We start from the raw sequence: 14635 nt of genomic DNA, 5'->3' as shown, positions 1-14635 counted from the left end.
ATGCCAGGTCGGCAGTCCGGATGACGACCCCGCCGGGTGCCGGCGACCCGGACGTCTGGCGCGCCGCCGACGCCGCGGTGCTGGCCCGGTGCTGGGAGCGGGCGTGCCGGACGGGCGCGCTGACCGTGGTGGTCACCGGCGACGCCGGCGCGGGCAAGTCCCGTCTCGTGCGGGGTCTCGCGGCGCGCGCCGAGGCCGAGGGCGGCGTGGTGGTGTCCGGCGCGGCCGTGGACGTCGGCGAGCAGCTCCCGCTCTGGCCCGTCGCGAACGGGCTGCGCCGCCTGCTGCGCGCCCCCGACGACGCCCGGCCCGCCGCCCGGGCCGCCCGCGCGGTCCTGGAGCAGGGCCGCACCGAGCTGGCCCCGCTGCTCGAGCCCGGGCCCGCCGCGCCGGTGCCGTCGGGCGGGCACCTGCTCGAGCTCGTGCGCCGCGTGCTCGTGGAGCTGGCCGCCGCCGCGCCGGTGCTCGTCGTCGTCGACGACCTGCACTGGGCCGACCGCACCACCCGCGAGCTGCTCGTCTCGCTGGTCGCCCACCTCGCCGACGAGCCCGTGCTCGTGGCGGCCACCGCCCGCTCCGACGCCCTCGACTCCACGCACCCGCTGCGCCGGATGCTGCCGGAGCTGGCGCGCGACCGGGCCGTGCGGACCCTGGCGCTGTCCCCGCTGCCCCGCGACACCGTCGAGGCCGTCGTCCGGAGCGAGGGCGGCGACGACGACCTCGCCGCCCTGGTCTGGGACCGCTCCGGGGGCAACGCGTTCATCGTCGCCGAGACCCTCGCCGCGGTGTCCGAGGGCGCCGACGACGGCCTGTCCCCCGGCCTGCGCGGGCTGGTGCTCGGCCGCCTCGCCGGGCTCTCGCGCCTCGCGCAGACCATCGTGGCCGCACTGTCGCTGGGCGAGGAACCGGTGACCCACCGGCTGCTGGCCGAGGTCGTGGGGGCCGGCGAGGAGGACTTCCTCACCGCGCTGCGCGAGGCCCGGGAGGCGGCGATGGTCCTCGTCGACGCCCCGTGCGAGGCCTACACGCTGCGCCACGGGCTGATGCGCGACGTCGTCGCGGGCGAGCTGATGCCCGGGGAGCGCCGCGGCCTGCACCGCCGCTACGCCCTCGCCCTCGAGACGGCGCTCGGGGACGGCGGCGGCGGGGCGGACACCCCCGACCCCGCGATCACGCTGCGCTGGGCCCACCACTGGGCGCGGGCCGACGACCCGGAGCGGGCGCTGCCCGCGGTGGTGCACGCCGCCGACGTCGCCGAGCGGATGCACGAGTTCGGCACGGCGCACCGGCACTGGATGGCCGCCCTGGACCTCTCGGCGCAGCGCGCGGCACCGTCCGCCGGTCTGCTGCCGGGCCGCGCGGCCCGCGCGCTGCCCCCCGCCGACCGCGACGCGGGCGTGCTGCTGCGCCACGCCGCCGACACCGCCCAGCTCGCCGGCGAGTACGACGCGGCGGTGACGCTCCTGCGCCGGCTGGTGCCCGACCCCGCCCGCGCCAGCGCCGGCGAGCTGCCCGCGGTCGTGCGGCTGGGCCGCTCGCTGCTCGACGCCGGGCGCACCGCCGACGCGGTGGCCGTGCTGCACGACGCCGGGCGCACCGCGGGGCGGGCCGGGAACGACCCGTCGCTGGCCTCGGTGCACGCCGCGTACGCGGAGGCGCTGCTGATCACCGGGGACGTCACCGGCGCCCGGCAGGAGGCCGAGCGCGCGCTGGCGGTGTCCCGCGCCGGCGGCGAGCTGGCCGAGCAGGCGCCGATGCTCGCGACGCTGGGGTTCGCGCTGGCGTACCTCGAGAACCCCGACGCCGGGCTCGCGGCCGTCGCCGAGGGCCTCATGATCGCCGAGCGCAGCGGGGACCCGGCGGCGGTCGGCCGGGCGTACCAGGCGTGGGCGGACCTGCTCTCCGGGCCGCTGGGCGAGCTGCACGAGGGCATCGAGATCGCCCGCCAGGGGGTGGCGCGGATGCGCGACCTCGGGCTCGCGCGGTCGGTCGGGGTGCGCCTGCTGGCCACGGCGGCCAACGGCCTGTTCCGGCTCGGGCGCTGGTCGGAGGCCTCCGACGCCGTCGACGAGGCCTGGGCGCTGCGGCCCACGGGCGCCGACGCCCTCGAGGTCCGCCTCGCCCGCTGCCGCCTGCAGGTGGGACGCGGCGAGTTCGCCGAGGCCGACGAGGACCTGCGCGCGGTCGACCTCCTCGCCCTCGACGGCACCGGCGAGGACGCGCCGCCGGCGGGTGCCGCTGACGACGCCGACGACCCCGACGCCGCCGTCGCTCCCCGCCGGGGCACGGTCGCCTCGCGCTACCGGGTCCCGCTGCTGACGCTGCGCTCGGGCATCGAGATGTGGCGCGGCCGCCCGGACGTGGCGCGCGATCTCGTCGCCCGCGGCCTCGACGTCGCCGAGCACACCCCGGACGACGTCTTCCTCGTCGCCCCGCTGGTGTGGCACGGGCTGCGCGCCGAGGCCGAGGCCGTCGCCCACGGCATGACCGCCGACCGTGCGGCCCTGGAGCGCCTCGGCCGGCACGTCGCCCACCTCGAGGGCCGCGTGCCGCACACCGTCCCGGCGCTGCGGCGCACCGTGCTCGCCTACGTCCAGATGTGCCACGCCGAGGCCGGGCGGGCGGCGGGCGCCCCCGACCCGGCGGCGTGGGGGAAGGTCGCCGAGACCTGGAGCGGGCTGCTGCACCCCTACCCCGCCGCCTACGCCCTGCTGCGGCGCGCCGACGCGCTGCTGGTCACCGGGGCGCGGCACGGGGACGCGGCGCGGGTGCTGCGCGCGGCGGCCGAGACCGCCACGGCCATGGGCGCCCGCCCGTTCCTCGACGAGATCTCCGCGCTGGCCCGTCGCGCGCGCATCGACATCGCCCACGCCGGCGACGCGGTCGTCACCGGCGGCACGGCCACCGCGGCCCGGGGCGCCGCCGAGCGCCGGGCCCCCGAGCTCGCCGGCCTCACGCCGCGCGAGCACGAGATCCTCGCCGTCATGGCCGAGGGCCTGTCCAACCGCCAGATCGCCCAGCGCCTCTACATCAGCGAGCGCACCGTCGCCGTGCACGTCTCGCGCGTGCTCACCAAGACCGGCACCCGCTCGCGCACCCAGGCCGCCGCCCTCCTCCAGCGCGTCCGCGCCCGACCCACCCGCCCCGACCGACCACGAGGTGACCGTGTCCGAGAGCCCTGAGGAGAACCTCGCCGCGCTGGCGAAGCTCGCCGAGCCCCGCCCGGACGACGTGCCCGAGGTGATCGACCGCCTCGCGCGCATCGCCGAGCGGGCCGCCGTGCTGGCGCCCCGGGGCCACGACGACGGCATCGCGTGCTTCACCCGGCTCTACCACCAGATCACCGTCGACGTCCTCGGCGGCTTCCGCGCGGGCGAGCTGTTCTCCTGCCCCGGCGACTTCATCATCGAGCTGGACATCGCCTTCGCCCGCCGCTACCTCGACGCCCTCGCCGCCCAGACCACCCGGTCGGCCCCGGAGTGCTGGCGGCTGCTGTTCGACCGCCGCCAGGACGAGGACACCGTGCCATGGCGCTTCGCAGCCGCCGGGGTCAACGCGCACGTCAACTTCGACCTCGCCTTCGCCCTGCTCGACGTCTGGGAGCGCCACCGGGTGCCGCTGGGCACCCCCGCCCAGCAGTACGCCGACTACCTCGCGATCAACACGATCTTCGAGCGCAACATGGACGAGCTCTGCAACGACTTCGACGCCCCGTGGTCGGACGTCCTCGGCGACGGCTCGGTCTTCGACCGGGCGGGCAACGTGCTCGCCGACATCCTCGTCACCGGCACCCGCGACCTCGCCTGGACCTTCGCCGAACGGATGTGGCGCCACCGCGGGCGCCCCGACTACCGCGTGGTGCCCGCGAGCACCCTCGACCACCTCACCGCCGGCCTCGCGCGCACCCTCATCTGATCTTTGCGCTCCGCGCTCGTGAGTGCTTGCCCGTGCCGGGGCACGGACAAGCGCTCACACCTCGCCGCGAGTGGCTAGCCTCGGCGCCGTGCCCCGCGTCGCGCCCCCGCTCCCGCCGCGCGACGGGCTCGACCCCGCCCGGGTCCGGATGCCCGACGACGGGCCGTGGGCGACGCTGCGCGACCACCTCGTCGACCGCCTGCCGGTGCCCCCGGAGCGGGTCGACGCGATGCTCGCCGAGGGGCGCATCGTCGACCACGACGGCCCGCTCGCCCCCGACGCCGCGTTCGTGCCGAAGGCGGTGGTGTGGTTCCACCGCGACCTGCCCGACGAGGCGCTCGTCCCCTTCGCCCCGGAGGTCGTGCACCGGGACGACGAGATCGTCGTCGTCGACAAGCCGCACTTCCTCGCCACCATCCCGCGGGGGCGCCACGTGCGCGAGACCCTGCTGGTCCGGCTGCGCCACGGCCTCGGGCTGCCGGCCCTGAGCCCGGCGCACCGCCTCGACCGGGTCACCGCCGGCCTCGTGCTGTTCGTCGTCGACCCCGCCCGGCGCGGCGCGTACCAGAACCTGTTCCGGGACCGGCGCGTCGAGAAGGTCTACGAGGCCGTCGCCCCGCACGACCCGGACCTCGCCCTGCCGCGGGTGGTTCGCAGCCGCATCACCAAGGAGCGCGGGGTGCTCACCGCGCAGGAGGTGCCCGGCGAGCCGAACGCCGAGACGCTCGTCGAGCTGATCGAGGCCCGGGACGGGCTCGCCCGCTACCGGCTCACCCCGCGGACCGGGCGAACCCACCAGCTGCGGGTGCACATGACCTCGCTGGGCCTCCCCCTGCTCGGCGACCCCTTCTACCCGCGGGTGCGCGACGTCCCGCTCGACGACTTCCGCGCGCCGCTGCAGCTGCTCGCGCGCGAGCTGGCGTTCCCCGACCCGCGCACCGGCGAGGTGCGGCGCTTCACCAGCCGGCGCACCCTGCAGGCGTGGGACGACCCGGAGGGATGGGCGGCCGGGCCAGAGTCAGGATCAACACCGTGACCGAGCCCGACATCGACACCGACCCCCTCATCGTCTCGGCGCTGCTCGACGAGCACACCCAGGCCGAGCTCGACGCCCAGCGCCAGCGGCTCTTCCCGTCGCGGCGCCTCGTCGTCGGGGCGCACCTGACGCTGTTCCACGCCCTGCCCGGGGCACGCGCGGACGAGGTCGTCGCGGCGCTGGACGAGCTCGCCGCGCGCCCGCCGATCGAGGCCCGGGTCCGGGCGCCGTTCGCGCTCGGGCGCGGGGTCGCCTACCGGATCGAGGCGCCGGGGCTCGACACCGTGCACGCCGCGGTCGCCCGGCGCTTCGCCGGCGACCTGACCCGCCAGGACGGCCGGCGGCCCCACCACCACGTCACCGTGCAGAACAAGGTCGACCCCGAGACCGCGAAGGCGACGCTCGCCGAGCTCGTCGCGTCGCACTCCCCCTACGCCGCGACGGTGGTCGGGCTGGCGCTGTGGCGCTACCGCGGCGGCCCGTGGGAGGCGGTGCGGGAGTTCCCGTTCCGCGGCGAGGGCTGATCGCGGGGCTCAGCCGGGGCAGGATGGCGCGGTGCCGACGCTGCCCTCCCTCGACGTCCCGGTGATCGCCGCGCCGATGGCCGGGGGTCCCTCGACCCCCGCACTCGTGGCCGCCGCGGGCGGGGCCGGCGGGATGGGTTTCCTCGCCGGCGGCTACCTGTCCGCCGAGGCGCTCGCGGCGCAGATCGACGACCTCGCCGCCCGCAGCGGGCGGCCGTACGGGGTCAACCTCTTCCTGCCCGGCCCGCCCGATCCCGACCCGCCGGCCCGCGAGGCGGCGGTCGCGGCCTACGCCGCGCGGCTCACGCCCGAGGCCGTGCGGTACGGGGTCGAGCTCGGGGCGCCGCGGGCCGACGACGACGCGGTGGACGAGAAGATCGCGGTGCTGGCGCGGCACCGGCCCGCCGTGGTGTCGGTGACGTTCGCGCTGCCCTCGGCGGCGCGCTACGCGGCGCTGCGGGAGACCGGGGCGGCGCTCGTCGCCACGGTGACGTCGGTCGACGAGGCCCTGGCCGCCCAGGAGCAGGGCTTCGACGGCCTGTGGGTGCAGGGCGCCGAGGCGGGCGGTCACCGCGGCGTGCACCACGACGCGGGCGGCGACGCCGAGGAGGGCGCGGTGCCCCTCGCCGAGCTGCTCCCGATCGTGCGCGCGACCACGGACCTGCCGCTGGTCGCGGCCGGGGGGCTGATGGACGGCGCCGATGTCGCCCGGGTCGTCGCGGCCGGCGCGGTGGCGGCGGGGCTGGGGACGGCGTTCCTGTGCTGCCCCGAGGCGGGCACGTCGGCGACGCACCGGGCGGCGCTGCAGGCGGACCGGGCACGGGAGACGGTGGTGACGCGGGCGTTCACGGGACGTCCCGCGCGGGCTCTGGCCAACCGCTTCACCGCGGCGTACTCGGCGGACGCGCCGCCCTGCTATCCGGAGCTGCACCACCTGACGCGCCCGGTGCGGGCCGCCGCGTCGGGCGCGGGCGACCCGGAGGCACTGCACCTCTGGGCGGGGACGGGCCACCGGCGGGCCACCGGGGAGCCGGCGGGCGAGCTCGTCGCGCGGCTGGGACGGAACGCCTGATCCCGAACCGGCCCCGGACACACGACACGCCCGTCCCCTCGCGAGGGGACGGGCGCGCGGTGTTCGGGGATGACGTCGCACCCGGCGCGGCCCCGTGGGGACGGGGTTCCGGCCGGGCCGACGGGCTAGAAGTAGGTCTTGCGACCGCCCACACCACGGCCGACGGCGCCGAGAAGGGTGAGGACCAGACCGACGACAGCGAGGATGATGCCGATGGTGGTGATGATGCTGATCTTGAGCAACACCCCGACGATGATCAAGATGACGCCGAGAACGATCAAGGAGACTCCTCTGTCGATGGCCGACCATACGGCCGGGCCTGCCAACTACCCCAGCGCATGACTCAGGACACTCCGCATTCGGAGCATCTTTGGGTCGTGCACTCGCGCCACACCGTGTACGCCGGGCGCACACTTCGTGTGGAGGAGGAAGACGTTACTGCGCCCGCGGGCGACCGCTTCGCATTCGATCGGGCAATATTTTCGCGCGTCGCGGTCGCCCTCGTCCTCGACGCCCGCGACCGGGTCCTGGTGCTGCGCACCCACCGCCACGTCGCCGACCGCGACGGCTGGGAGCTCCCCGGCGGCGTCGTCGAGCCCGGCGAGGACCCGGTGGTCGCCGCGTCGCGGGAAGCGGCGGAGGAGACCGGGTGGCGCCCCGACGGCCCCGGCCGCACGCTGCTCGCGTTCGAGCCGCTGCCCGGGTCGGCGGAGGCCCCGATGTCGGTGCACGTGTGGACCGGCGCGGTGCCCGGCGACCTGCCCCTCGACCCCCTCGAGCCCGGCCGCGCCGCGTGGATCCCGTTCGCTGAGGCCGTCCGCCTGGCCCTCGCCGGCGAGATGCTCGGCGCCGGGTCGCTCGTCGGCGTCCTCGCGCTGCACGCCGAGCGCACCCGCTGAGCCCGCCACCCCGCGAACGAACGGCGCTCCCGCTGCATCCGAAGCAGCGAGAGCGCCGTTCGTTCCTCGCGGGGTGCGGCCGGACGGCTCAGTCCGCCTGGACCGTCAGGCCCCAGCCGGTGAGCGCGCCCTGGTCGATGCTGACCGAGTCGACGACCTGCAGGCGCCACTCGCCCCCGGCCTCCTCGCCCGTGAACGCGGCGAGCGGGCTGCCGGGCGCGCTGCTGTCGAGGTTGATCGCCAGGTTCGGCGCCGAGCGGCTGCAGTCCGCTGGGTCCGCCACCGTGACCTGCGTGCCCTGCGGCGAGATCAGCCGGACGGTGAGGTCGCAGGTGTAGGGGTGGGTGATCGTGGCCTCGAGGTGCACGTTCTGCACCGCGCCGGACCCGTCGAGCACGACCCCGTCGGCGACCCCGGTGGTGCTGGCGTCGGGGACGGCGACGCGGTCGGTGGACACCCCGATGAGCGTCCCGCCGCCCGAGAGCAGCAGGAAGGCGGCGACGACGCCCGCGACGAGGACGACCGCGACGCCGCCCACGAGCCAGCCGATCCAGCCCCGCTTCTTCGGCGCGGGCGGGGGCGTCCCGTAGCCGGCGTAGGGCAGCGCGCCGGTCGGCGGCTGGCCGGGCGGCCCGTAACCCGGCGCGCCGTACGGGGCCAGCCCGTAGGGAGCCGGTCCCGGCGGGTACCCGGGCTGGTGACCGGGTGGGTACGCCGTCGGCCCGGTCGGAGCCGGGGCTTGGCCGAACACCGCGGTGCTCCGGTCGGACTCGGGGACCTGGCCCACGACGGCGGTGGGGCGCGACGAGGCGTCGCCGGCGGCGGAGGGCGAGGTGTCGGTGCTCATGGCGGTCTCCCGGGGCGGTGACGGGGGCGGGACGATCAGTGGGCGAGGGGCTCGCCGACCCTGATGAGACGCACAGTAATCAAGACCTCGGCACCAAGCCCAGTCCTTCACTCGATCAGCTCAACAACGACTCCACACCGTGAGTGACCCGTGTCGCCCACCACGAAAAGCTTTGACGTCCTACTATTTGCCCCAGGCGCCGACACGGACTGCGAGGAACGATGACGGACGAGCTGTACGTCCCGACCCACCCGATCCGCTTCGTCACCGCGGCGAGCCTGTTCGACGGGCACGACGCGGCGATCAACATCATGCGGCGGATCCTCCAGCGCCAGGGCGCGGAGGTGATCCACCTCGGGCACAACCGGTCGGTCGACGAGGTGGTCACGGCCGCGATCCAGGAGGACGCCCACGGCGTCGCGATCAGCTCCTACCAGGGCGGGCACGTCGAGTACTTCTCGTACCTGGTCGACCTGCTGCGCGAGCGCGGGGCCGGGCACGTGAAGGTCTACGGCGGCGGCGGGGGCGTGATCGTCCAGGAGGAGATCGACCGGCTGCACGCCCACGGCGTCGCCCACATCTTCTCCCCCACCGACGGCCAGCGCCTGGGCCTGCCCGGGATGATCAACACGATGATCCGGGCCTGCGACGTCGACCTCGGCGCGCAGCCGCCCTCGAGCTGGGACGGGGTCTTCACCGGCGAGCCCGCCACGCTGGCCCGCGCCCTGAGCGTCGCCGAGTCCGGCGCCCTGCCCGACGAGGTCCGCGAACGTGCCACGAGCGCGCTCGACGGGCGCACCGTGCCCGTCCTCGGCATCACCGGCACCGGCGGCTCGGGCAAGTCCTCGCTGACCGACGAGCTGGTGCGCCGCTTCCGCCTCGACCAGGAGGACAAGCTCCGCATCGCGGTGCTCGCCGTCGACCCCACCCGCCGCAAGGGCGGCGGGGCACTGCTCGGCGACCGCATCCGCATGAACGCCCTCGGCGGCCCGCAGATCTACTTCCGCTCGATGGCCTCGCGCGGCAGCGGCGGGACGCTGCCCGAGCACCTGGGCGACGCGATCGCGCTGCTGCGCGCCTCGGGCGTCGACCTCGTCATCGTCGAGACGCCCGGCATCGGGCAGGGCGACGCCGGCATCGTCGACCACGTCGACGCCTCGCTCTACGTCATGACGCCCGAGTTCGGGGCGGCGTCGCAGCTCGAGAAGATCGACATGCTCGACTTCGCCGACGTCGTGGCGATCAACAAGTTCGAGCGCCGCGGTGCCGACGACGCCCGCCGCGACGTCGCCCGCCAGCTCGTGCGCAACCGCGACGCGTTCGGCGCCTCGTGGGAGGACATGCCGGTCTACGGCACCAGCGCCGCGACGTTCCACGACGACGGGGTCACCGCGCTCTACGGGCACCTGCGCGCCCTGCTCGCCGAGCACGGCATGTCGGTCGGCGAGGGCCGTCTGACGATCCCGGAGACCAAGACCTCCACCGAGTACGCGGCCGCGATCCCGCCGGAGCGCGCCCGTTACCTCGCTGACGTCGCCGGCACCGTCCGCGGCTACCACGAGCGCACCGAGGCGATGGTCGCCGCGGCCCGCCGCCGCGCGGCCCTGCGCACCGCCGCCGAGGCGCTGGGCGACCGCGACGCCGGCGAGCTGCCCGCGGTGCTCGCCGAGGCCGAGCGCGACCTGCCCGGCGAGGCGGCGGCACTGCTCGACGCGTGGCCGGCGACGGTCGAGGACTACGCCGGCGACGAGATGGTCGTGCACGTGCGCGACAAGGAGCTGCGCACCCAGCTCACGCGCGAGACGCTCTCGGGCAGCAAGGTCCACCGCGTCGCGCTGCCCCCGTTCACCGCCGACGACGAGGTCCTGCGCTTCCTGCGCCGCGAGAACCTGCCCGGGCACTTCCCGTTCACCGCCGGGGTGTTCGCGTTCAAGCGCGAGGGCGAGGACCCGGCGCGCATGTTCGCCGGCGAGGGCGACGCGTTCCGCACCAACCGCCGTTTCCACTACCTGTCGCAGGACTCGCCGGCCAAGCGCCTCTCGACCGCGTTCGACTCGGTGACGCTCTACGGCCACGACCCGGCGACCCCGCCCGACGTCTACGGCAAGGTCGGCACCTCGGGGGTGTCGATCGCGTCGCTGGACGACATGGAGGTGCTCTACTCCGGGTTCGACCTGACCTCGCCGACGACGTCGGTGTCGATGACCATCAACGGCCCGGCACCGGCGATGCTCGCGTTCTTCCTCAACGCCGCGGTCGACCAGCAGGTGGACGCGTTCACCGAGCGGGAGGGCCGGGAGCCGGGCGAGGACGAGCGCGCGGAGCTCGCCGAGCACGCCTACCAGAACGTCCGCGGCACGGTGCAGGCCGACATCCTCAAGGAGGACCAGGGCCAGAACACCTGCATCTTCTCCACCGAGTTCTCGCTGCGGATGATGGCCGACATCCAGGAGTGGTTCATCGCGCACAAGGTGCGGAACTTCTACTCGGTGTCGATCTCCGGCTACCACATCGCCGAGGCCGGGGCGAACCCCATCTCGCAGCTCGCGTTCACGCTGTCCAACGGTTTCACCTACGTCGAGTCGTACCTCGCGCGCGGCATGGACATCGACGACTTCGCGCCCAACCTGTCGTTCTTCTTCTCCAACGGCATGGACGCCGAGTACTCCGTGATCGGGCGCGTGGCCCGGCGCATCTGGGCCGTCGCGATGCGCGAGCGCTACGGCGCGAACGAGCGCAGCCAGAAGCTGAAGTACCACGTGCAGACCTCGGGCCGGTCGCTGCACGCGCAGGAGATGAACTTCAACGACATCCGCACGACGCTGCAGGCGCTGTGCGCGCTCTACGACAACGCGAACTCCCTGCACACCAACGCCTACGACGAGGCCGTCACGACCCCGTCGCAGGAGTCGGTGCGTCGCGCGCTGGCCATCCAGCTGATCATCAACCGGGAGTGGGGCCTCTCGATGAACGAGAACCCGCTGCAGGGCTCGTTCGTCATCGACGAGCTCACCGACCTCGTCGAGGAGGCCGTGCTCAAGGAGTTCGACTCGATCGCGGAGCGCGGCGGCGTGCTGGGCGCGATGGAGACCGGCTACCAGCGCGGCAAGATCCAGGACGAGTCGATGCTCTACGAGTCGCGCAAGCACGACGGCTCGCTGCCGCTCGTCGGCGTCAACACGTTCCTGCCGCCCGAGGACGCCGAGCAGGAGGCCCCGGAGCTCGAGCTCTCCCGCGGCACCGAGGACGAGAAGCAGGGTCAGCTGCAGCGCGTCTCCGACTTCCAGGCGCGCCACGCCGACTCCGCCCCCGAGGCGCTGCGGCGCCTGCAGGACGCCGCCACCTCGGGCGGCAACGTCTTCGCCGAGCTGATGTCCGCGGCGCGCGTCTGCACCCTGGGCCAGCTCACCGACGCGTTCTTCGAGGTGGGCGGGCAGTACCGGCGCTCGATGTAGGTGCGCTCCGCGCACGTGAGCAGTTCTCGGTGCTGCAGCACCATGTGATGTCTCAGCACATCTAGGACAGATCTGTCTCAGCACATCGGAGACAGGTTGGTGGTCCGCTGGTAGCGGACGCTGCGGTCGAGGGTAAGGCTGGCGGCGACGGTGTCATCGACGAGAGCGGTGACGCGGTCGCCTTGCCAGAACACCTCGGCGGTGGCGCCGGCGTGGCGTCGGCCCAGGCCGATGGAGGCGGTGCTGAACCGGATCACGCCGGTGGCCGAGACGGTGCGGGTGAGGTGCCCGGCCACCCGGGGTGCGGGGCCGGCGGGTTGGGCGCGGTCGGTGGCGTGGAACCGCTGCTCGGGGGTGTCGCCGTCAAGGGCTTGGTGGCGGCGGTGGTTGTAGCCGTGGCGGTAGGTCTCGAGCAGGGCCTGCAGCTCGGTCAGGGTGCGCGGGGTGGGTCGGGCGGCGAGCCAGCGTTGCAGGGTCTGGTGGGCGCGTTCGTTCTTCCCGCAGGTCTGCGGGTGTCCGATCGAGGACACGATGGTGGTGATCCCCCGCCGGGCCAGGCCTCGTTCCATCTCGACCAGGGGCCACTGGCGGCGGCGCCCGGAGAAGGCGGTGCCGTTGTCGGAGAGCACGCAGGCCGGGTGCCCGTAGCGCTCGAAGCCGGCGGTCAGCGCCTGCCAGACCGCGTCGCTGTTCTCGCTGACCGCGGCGTGGCAGGCGATGTCGAGGCGGGAGTGGTCGTCGATGATCTGCACGACCGTGACGCGGGTGGCATCGGCGAGCAGGGTGGTGGTGCCGTCGACCTGCCAGACCGCGTTGGGGGCGGGGTGCACGAACCGCCGCCCCCGGTGAGGCCGTTTCTGCGGCTGCGGGGTGATCTGACCGCGCTGGATCAGGATGCGGTGGATCGTGGCCCGCGACGGGACCTCCGCCAGCTCCAGCACCGGGCCGCCGGCGGGGTGGACACCGCTGCGGGTGTGGTCGAGCAACCGCCAGCGGATCGACACCGCGCCGTGGTCCCAACCCTGATCGGCGAGCTCCTTGCGGGCCCGCACCACCGCCTCGCCCACGTGCGCCGGTGTGCTCGTCGGGCGGGTGCGCGGCGCCCGCGAGCGCGGCGCCAGTCCGGCGCTGCCCTGCTCCCGGAACCGGGCGAGCTTGAGGTAGAAGACCGACCGGGTCACGCCCGCCTCGCGGCAGACCCGGGTGACGTTGATCTTCTCCCCGGCAGCGGCCAACGCGACCGCGGCCACCAGCGCTGGATCCATCTCGAACCCTGTCCTGCCCACACCCGAGCAGGCTGGTCACCAACGTGACCAACCCACCCGCGGGGCATGCTCAGTGTCCGCGATGTGCTGAGACAACAACTGTCCGGGAAGTCCTGAGCACAGACACGGTGCTGCAGCACCAAGAACTGCTCACGTGCCGGAGGCACCTTCAGAGCTGGGCGAGCGCCTCCTCGAGGGCGGTGGTGAAGCGGTCCACGCCCTCCTCCCCGCCGAGCACCCCGGTGTCGGCGCGGACGCCGAGCCGCACCTGCCCGGCGTAGCTGAGGATCGACACGCCGAGGGCCAGGCGCGCCGAGCAGGGCACCCAGAACAGGACGTCGCGCACCCGGACGCCGGCGATCCGCAGCGGCGCGAGCGGGCCCGGCACGTTGGAGATGATCACGGACGTGCTCGTCGCGTAGCGGCCGATGAGGCCCTGGCTGGCGGACGGGGGACCGAAGCCCGAGGCGACGATGCCCGCGAAGGAGGCCAGCGCCTGGTTGGTCCGCTTGATCGTCTGCATCGACGCGCGCAGCCGCTCGATGCGGCGGCCCCGGTCGGCCTCGTCGGTGGGCAGCGGCGGGAGCACCAGCCCGAACTCGTTGCCCAGCTCGTCGGAGATCGGCTGGTCGAGCGGCCGCAGGTTGGTCGGCATCACCGCGCGCAGCCGGGGCACGTCCCCGCCGTCGGGGGCCAGGTACGCGCGCAGGGCCTCGGCGATCGCGGCGCACAGGACGTCGTTGATGCTCGCCCCGTGCTCCTTGCCGGCCGCCTTCACCGTCTCCAGCGGGACGCGGGAGGTCCAGCGGGCGGACTTCGCCGTGCCGAGACGTCCGTGCAGGACGGTGTCGGCGTCGCGGGGCGGGCGGGCCAGCATGGCCGCCGACGAGCGGATGGCGCGCCCGGTCGCCGCGAGCTCGCCCGCGCCCTCGTCGGTGCCCGCCGCGCGGACCTTGCCGGCGAAGTCACGGCCACGGTCGCCCAGCTCGCGCAGCAGCAGGCGCCAGTCGTGGGCGGGGCGCGCCCGACGCGGCGGCTGCGCGTAGGCGGCCGGGGTGCCCTCGGCGGCGGGGTCGTCGGACAGCGCGTGGAAGAGGTGGTTGAGCGCGACGCCGTCGCCGAGCCCGTGGTGGATGCTGAGCAGCAGGGCCGTGCCCGGCTCCCCGGTCCCGCCGTCGGCGGTGCCGCGGTAGCCCTGCAGGACGTGGAGCGACCACCACGGCCGGTCGTGGGGCAGCGGCGTCGCCATCAGGCGGCCCACGTGGCGGCTCAGGACGGCGTCGTCGCCGGGCTCCTCGATCGCGACGACGCGGACGTGCTCGTCGAGGTCGGGGTCGGCGTCGGTCCACCGGACCGGACCGAGCTGGGAGGCGTTCCACACGGGACGCTGGCGCAGGCCCGGGTAGGTCGCCACCCAGCGCTCCCGCACGCGTTCGCGCAGCACCTCGACGTCCACGGCGTCCTCGCAGAACAGGACTCCATGGACGATCATGCGGTTGGTGGGCTGCTCGAGCTGCAGCCAGGCGGTGTCGACGCCCGACGCCCAACGATCCACGGGTGTGCCTCCGGTCTCCGAGAATTACCGGTACCGACGGTATCGGACTCCTGCTGGTGGCACGCTG

The 14635-nt window shown here is 74.9% G+C and carries 11 protein-coding genes; 7 read left to right on the top strand and 4 right to left on the bottom strand.

Features of this window, described 5'->3' with window-relative positions:
- Positions 1–20: 20 nt before the first annotated feature.
- The 5 genes from ACQPX6_RS13045 (at position 21) to ACQPX6_RS13025 (ending at position 6547) form a co-directional block, all read left to right on the top strand.
- Complete coding sequence (locus ACQPX6_RS13045) at positions 21–3182, top strand: helix-turn-helix transcriptional regulator (RefSeq protein WP_433787741.1); 3162 nt, start codon at positions 21–23, stop codon at positions 3180–3182.
- Positions 3166–3915, top strand: a complete 750-nt coding sequence (locus ACQPX6_RS13040; protein WP_433787740.1) for a DUF5995 family protein — start codon at positions 3166–3168, stop codon at positions 3913–3915. Before ACQPX6_RS13045 ends, ACQPX6_RS13040 begins: the two co-directional genes overlap by 17 nt.
- 148 nt (positions 3916–4063) lie before the next feature.
- Positions 4064–4951 (top strand): pseudouridine synthase, encoded by an 888-nt coding sequence (locus ACQPX6_RS13035; RefSeq protein WP_433788259.1) that lies wholly within the window; start codon positions 4064–4066, stop codon positions 4949–4951.
- Entirely contained in the window at positions 4948–5475 is a 528-nt protein-coding gene (locus ACQPX6_RS13030) for a 2'-5' RNA ligase family protein (RefSeq protein WP_433787739.1), read from the top strand. Before ACQPX6_RS13035 ends, ACQPX6_RS13030 begins: the two co-directional genes overlap by 4 nt.
- 31 nt (positions 5476–5506) lie before the next feature.
- Positions 5507–6547 (top strand): nitronate monooxygenase, encoded by a 1041-nt coding sequence (locus tag ACQPX6_RS13025; protein WP_433787738.1) that lies wholly within the window; start codon positions 5507–5509, stop codon positions 6545–6547.
- Positions 6548–6672: 125 nt separating this feature from the next.
- Here ACQPX6_RS13025 and ACQPX6_RS13020 read toward each other — a convergent pair whose 3' ends face one another.
- The gene (locus tag ACQPX6_RS13020) at positions 6673–6828 is read right to left on the bottom strand and encodes a DUF6131 family protein (protein WP_433787737.1); all 156 of its coding nucleotides are present in this window, start codon (positions 6826–6828) and stop codon (positions 6673–6675) included.
- A 96-nt stretch (positions 6829–6924) separates the two neighbouring features.
- On the opposite strand from ACQPX6_RS13020, the gene ACQPX6_RS13015 reads away from it, so the two are divergent.
- Positions 6925–7446, top strand: coding sequence for an NUDIX hydrolase (locus tag ACQPX6_RS13015; protein ID WP_433787736.1), 522 nt, complete (start codon positions 6925–6927; stop codon positions 7444–7446).
- Between the two features lie 88 nt (positions 7447–7534).
- Here the strand turns inward: ACQPX6_RS13015 and ACQPX6_RS13010 are convergent, their stop codons facing one another.
- A complete protein-coding gene (locus ACQPX6_RS13010) occupies positions 7535–8293 on the bottom strand; it encodes a proprotein convertase P-domain-containing protein (RefSeq protein WP_433787735.1) in 759 nt (252 codons plus the stop codon).
- A 221-nt stretch (positions 8294–8514) separates the two neighbouring features.
- Here ACQPX6_RS13010 and icmF point away from each other — a divergent pair, with 221 nt between their 5' ends.
- Entirely contained in the window at positions 8515–11748 is a 3234-nt protein-coding gene (gene icmF / locus ACQPX6_RS13005) for a fused isobutyryl-CoA mutase/GTPase IcmF (protein WP_433787734.1), read from the top strand.
- Between the two features lie 77 nt (positions 11749–11825).
- On the opposite strand, the gene ACQPX6_RS13000 is transcribed toward icmF, so the two are convergent.
- A complete protein-coding gene (locus ACQPX6_RS13000) occupies positions 11826–13013 on the bottom strand; it encodes a DDE-type integrase/transposase/recombinase (RefSeq protein WP_433787733.1) in 1188 nt (395 codons plus the stop codon).
- A 169-nt stretch (positions 13014–13182) separates the two neighbouring features.
- A complete protein-coding gene (locus tag ACQPX6_RS12995) occupies positions 13183–14568 on the bottom strand; it encodes a wax ester/triacylglycerol synthase family O-acyltransferase (protein WP_433787732.1) in 1386 nt (461 codons plus the stop codon).
- Positions 14569–14635: the final 67 nt, after the last annotated feature.

Source organism: Actinomycetospora sp. CA-101289 (assembly GCF_050955895.1).
Lineage (GTDB): Bacteria > Actinomycetota > Actinomycetes > Mycobacteriales > Pseudonocardiaceae > Actinomycetospora.
Note: the sequence above shows the minus strand (reverse complement) of the source record. Positions and strands in the feature narration are given on the sequence as shown.

Bases quoted from the DNA above. Each gene is read 5' to 3' on its own strand.
- ACQPX6_RS13045 (WP_433787741.1), top strand. From the start codon at position 21: ATGACGACCCCGCCGGGTGCCGGCGACCCGGACGTCTGGCGCGCCGCC.
- ACQPX6_RS13035 (WP_433788259.1), top strand. From the start codon at position 4,064: ATGCCCGACGACGGGCCGTGGGCGACGCTGCGCGACCACCTCGTCGAC.
- ACQPX6_RS13010 (WP_433787735.1), bottom strand. From the start codon at position 8,293: ATGAGCACCGACACCTCGCCCTCCGCCGCCGGCGACGCCTCGTCGCGC.
- icmF (WP_433787734.1), top strand. From the start codon at position 8,515: ATGACGGACGAGCTGTACGTCCCGACCCACCCGATCCGCTTCGTCACC.
- ACQPX6_RS13000 (WP_433787733.1), bottom strand. From the start codon at position 13,013: ATGGATCCAGCGCTGGTGGCCGCGGTCGCGTTGGCCGCTGCCGGGGAG.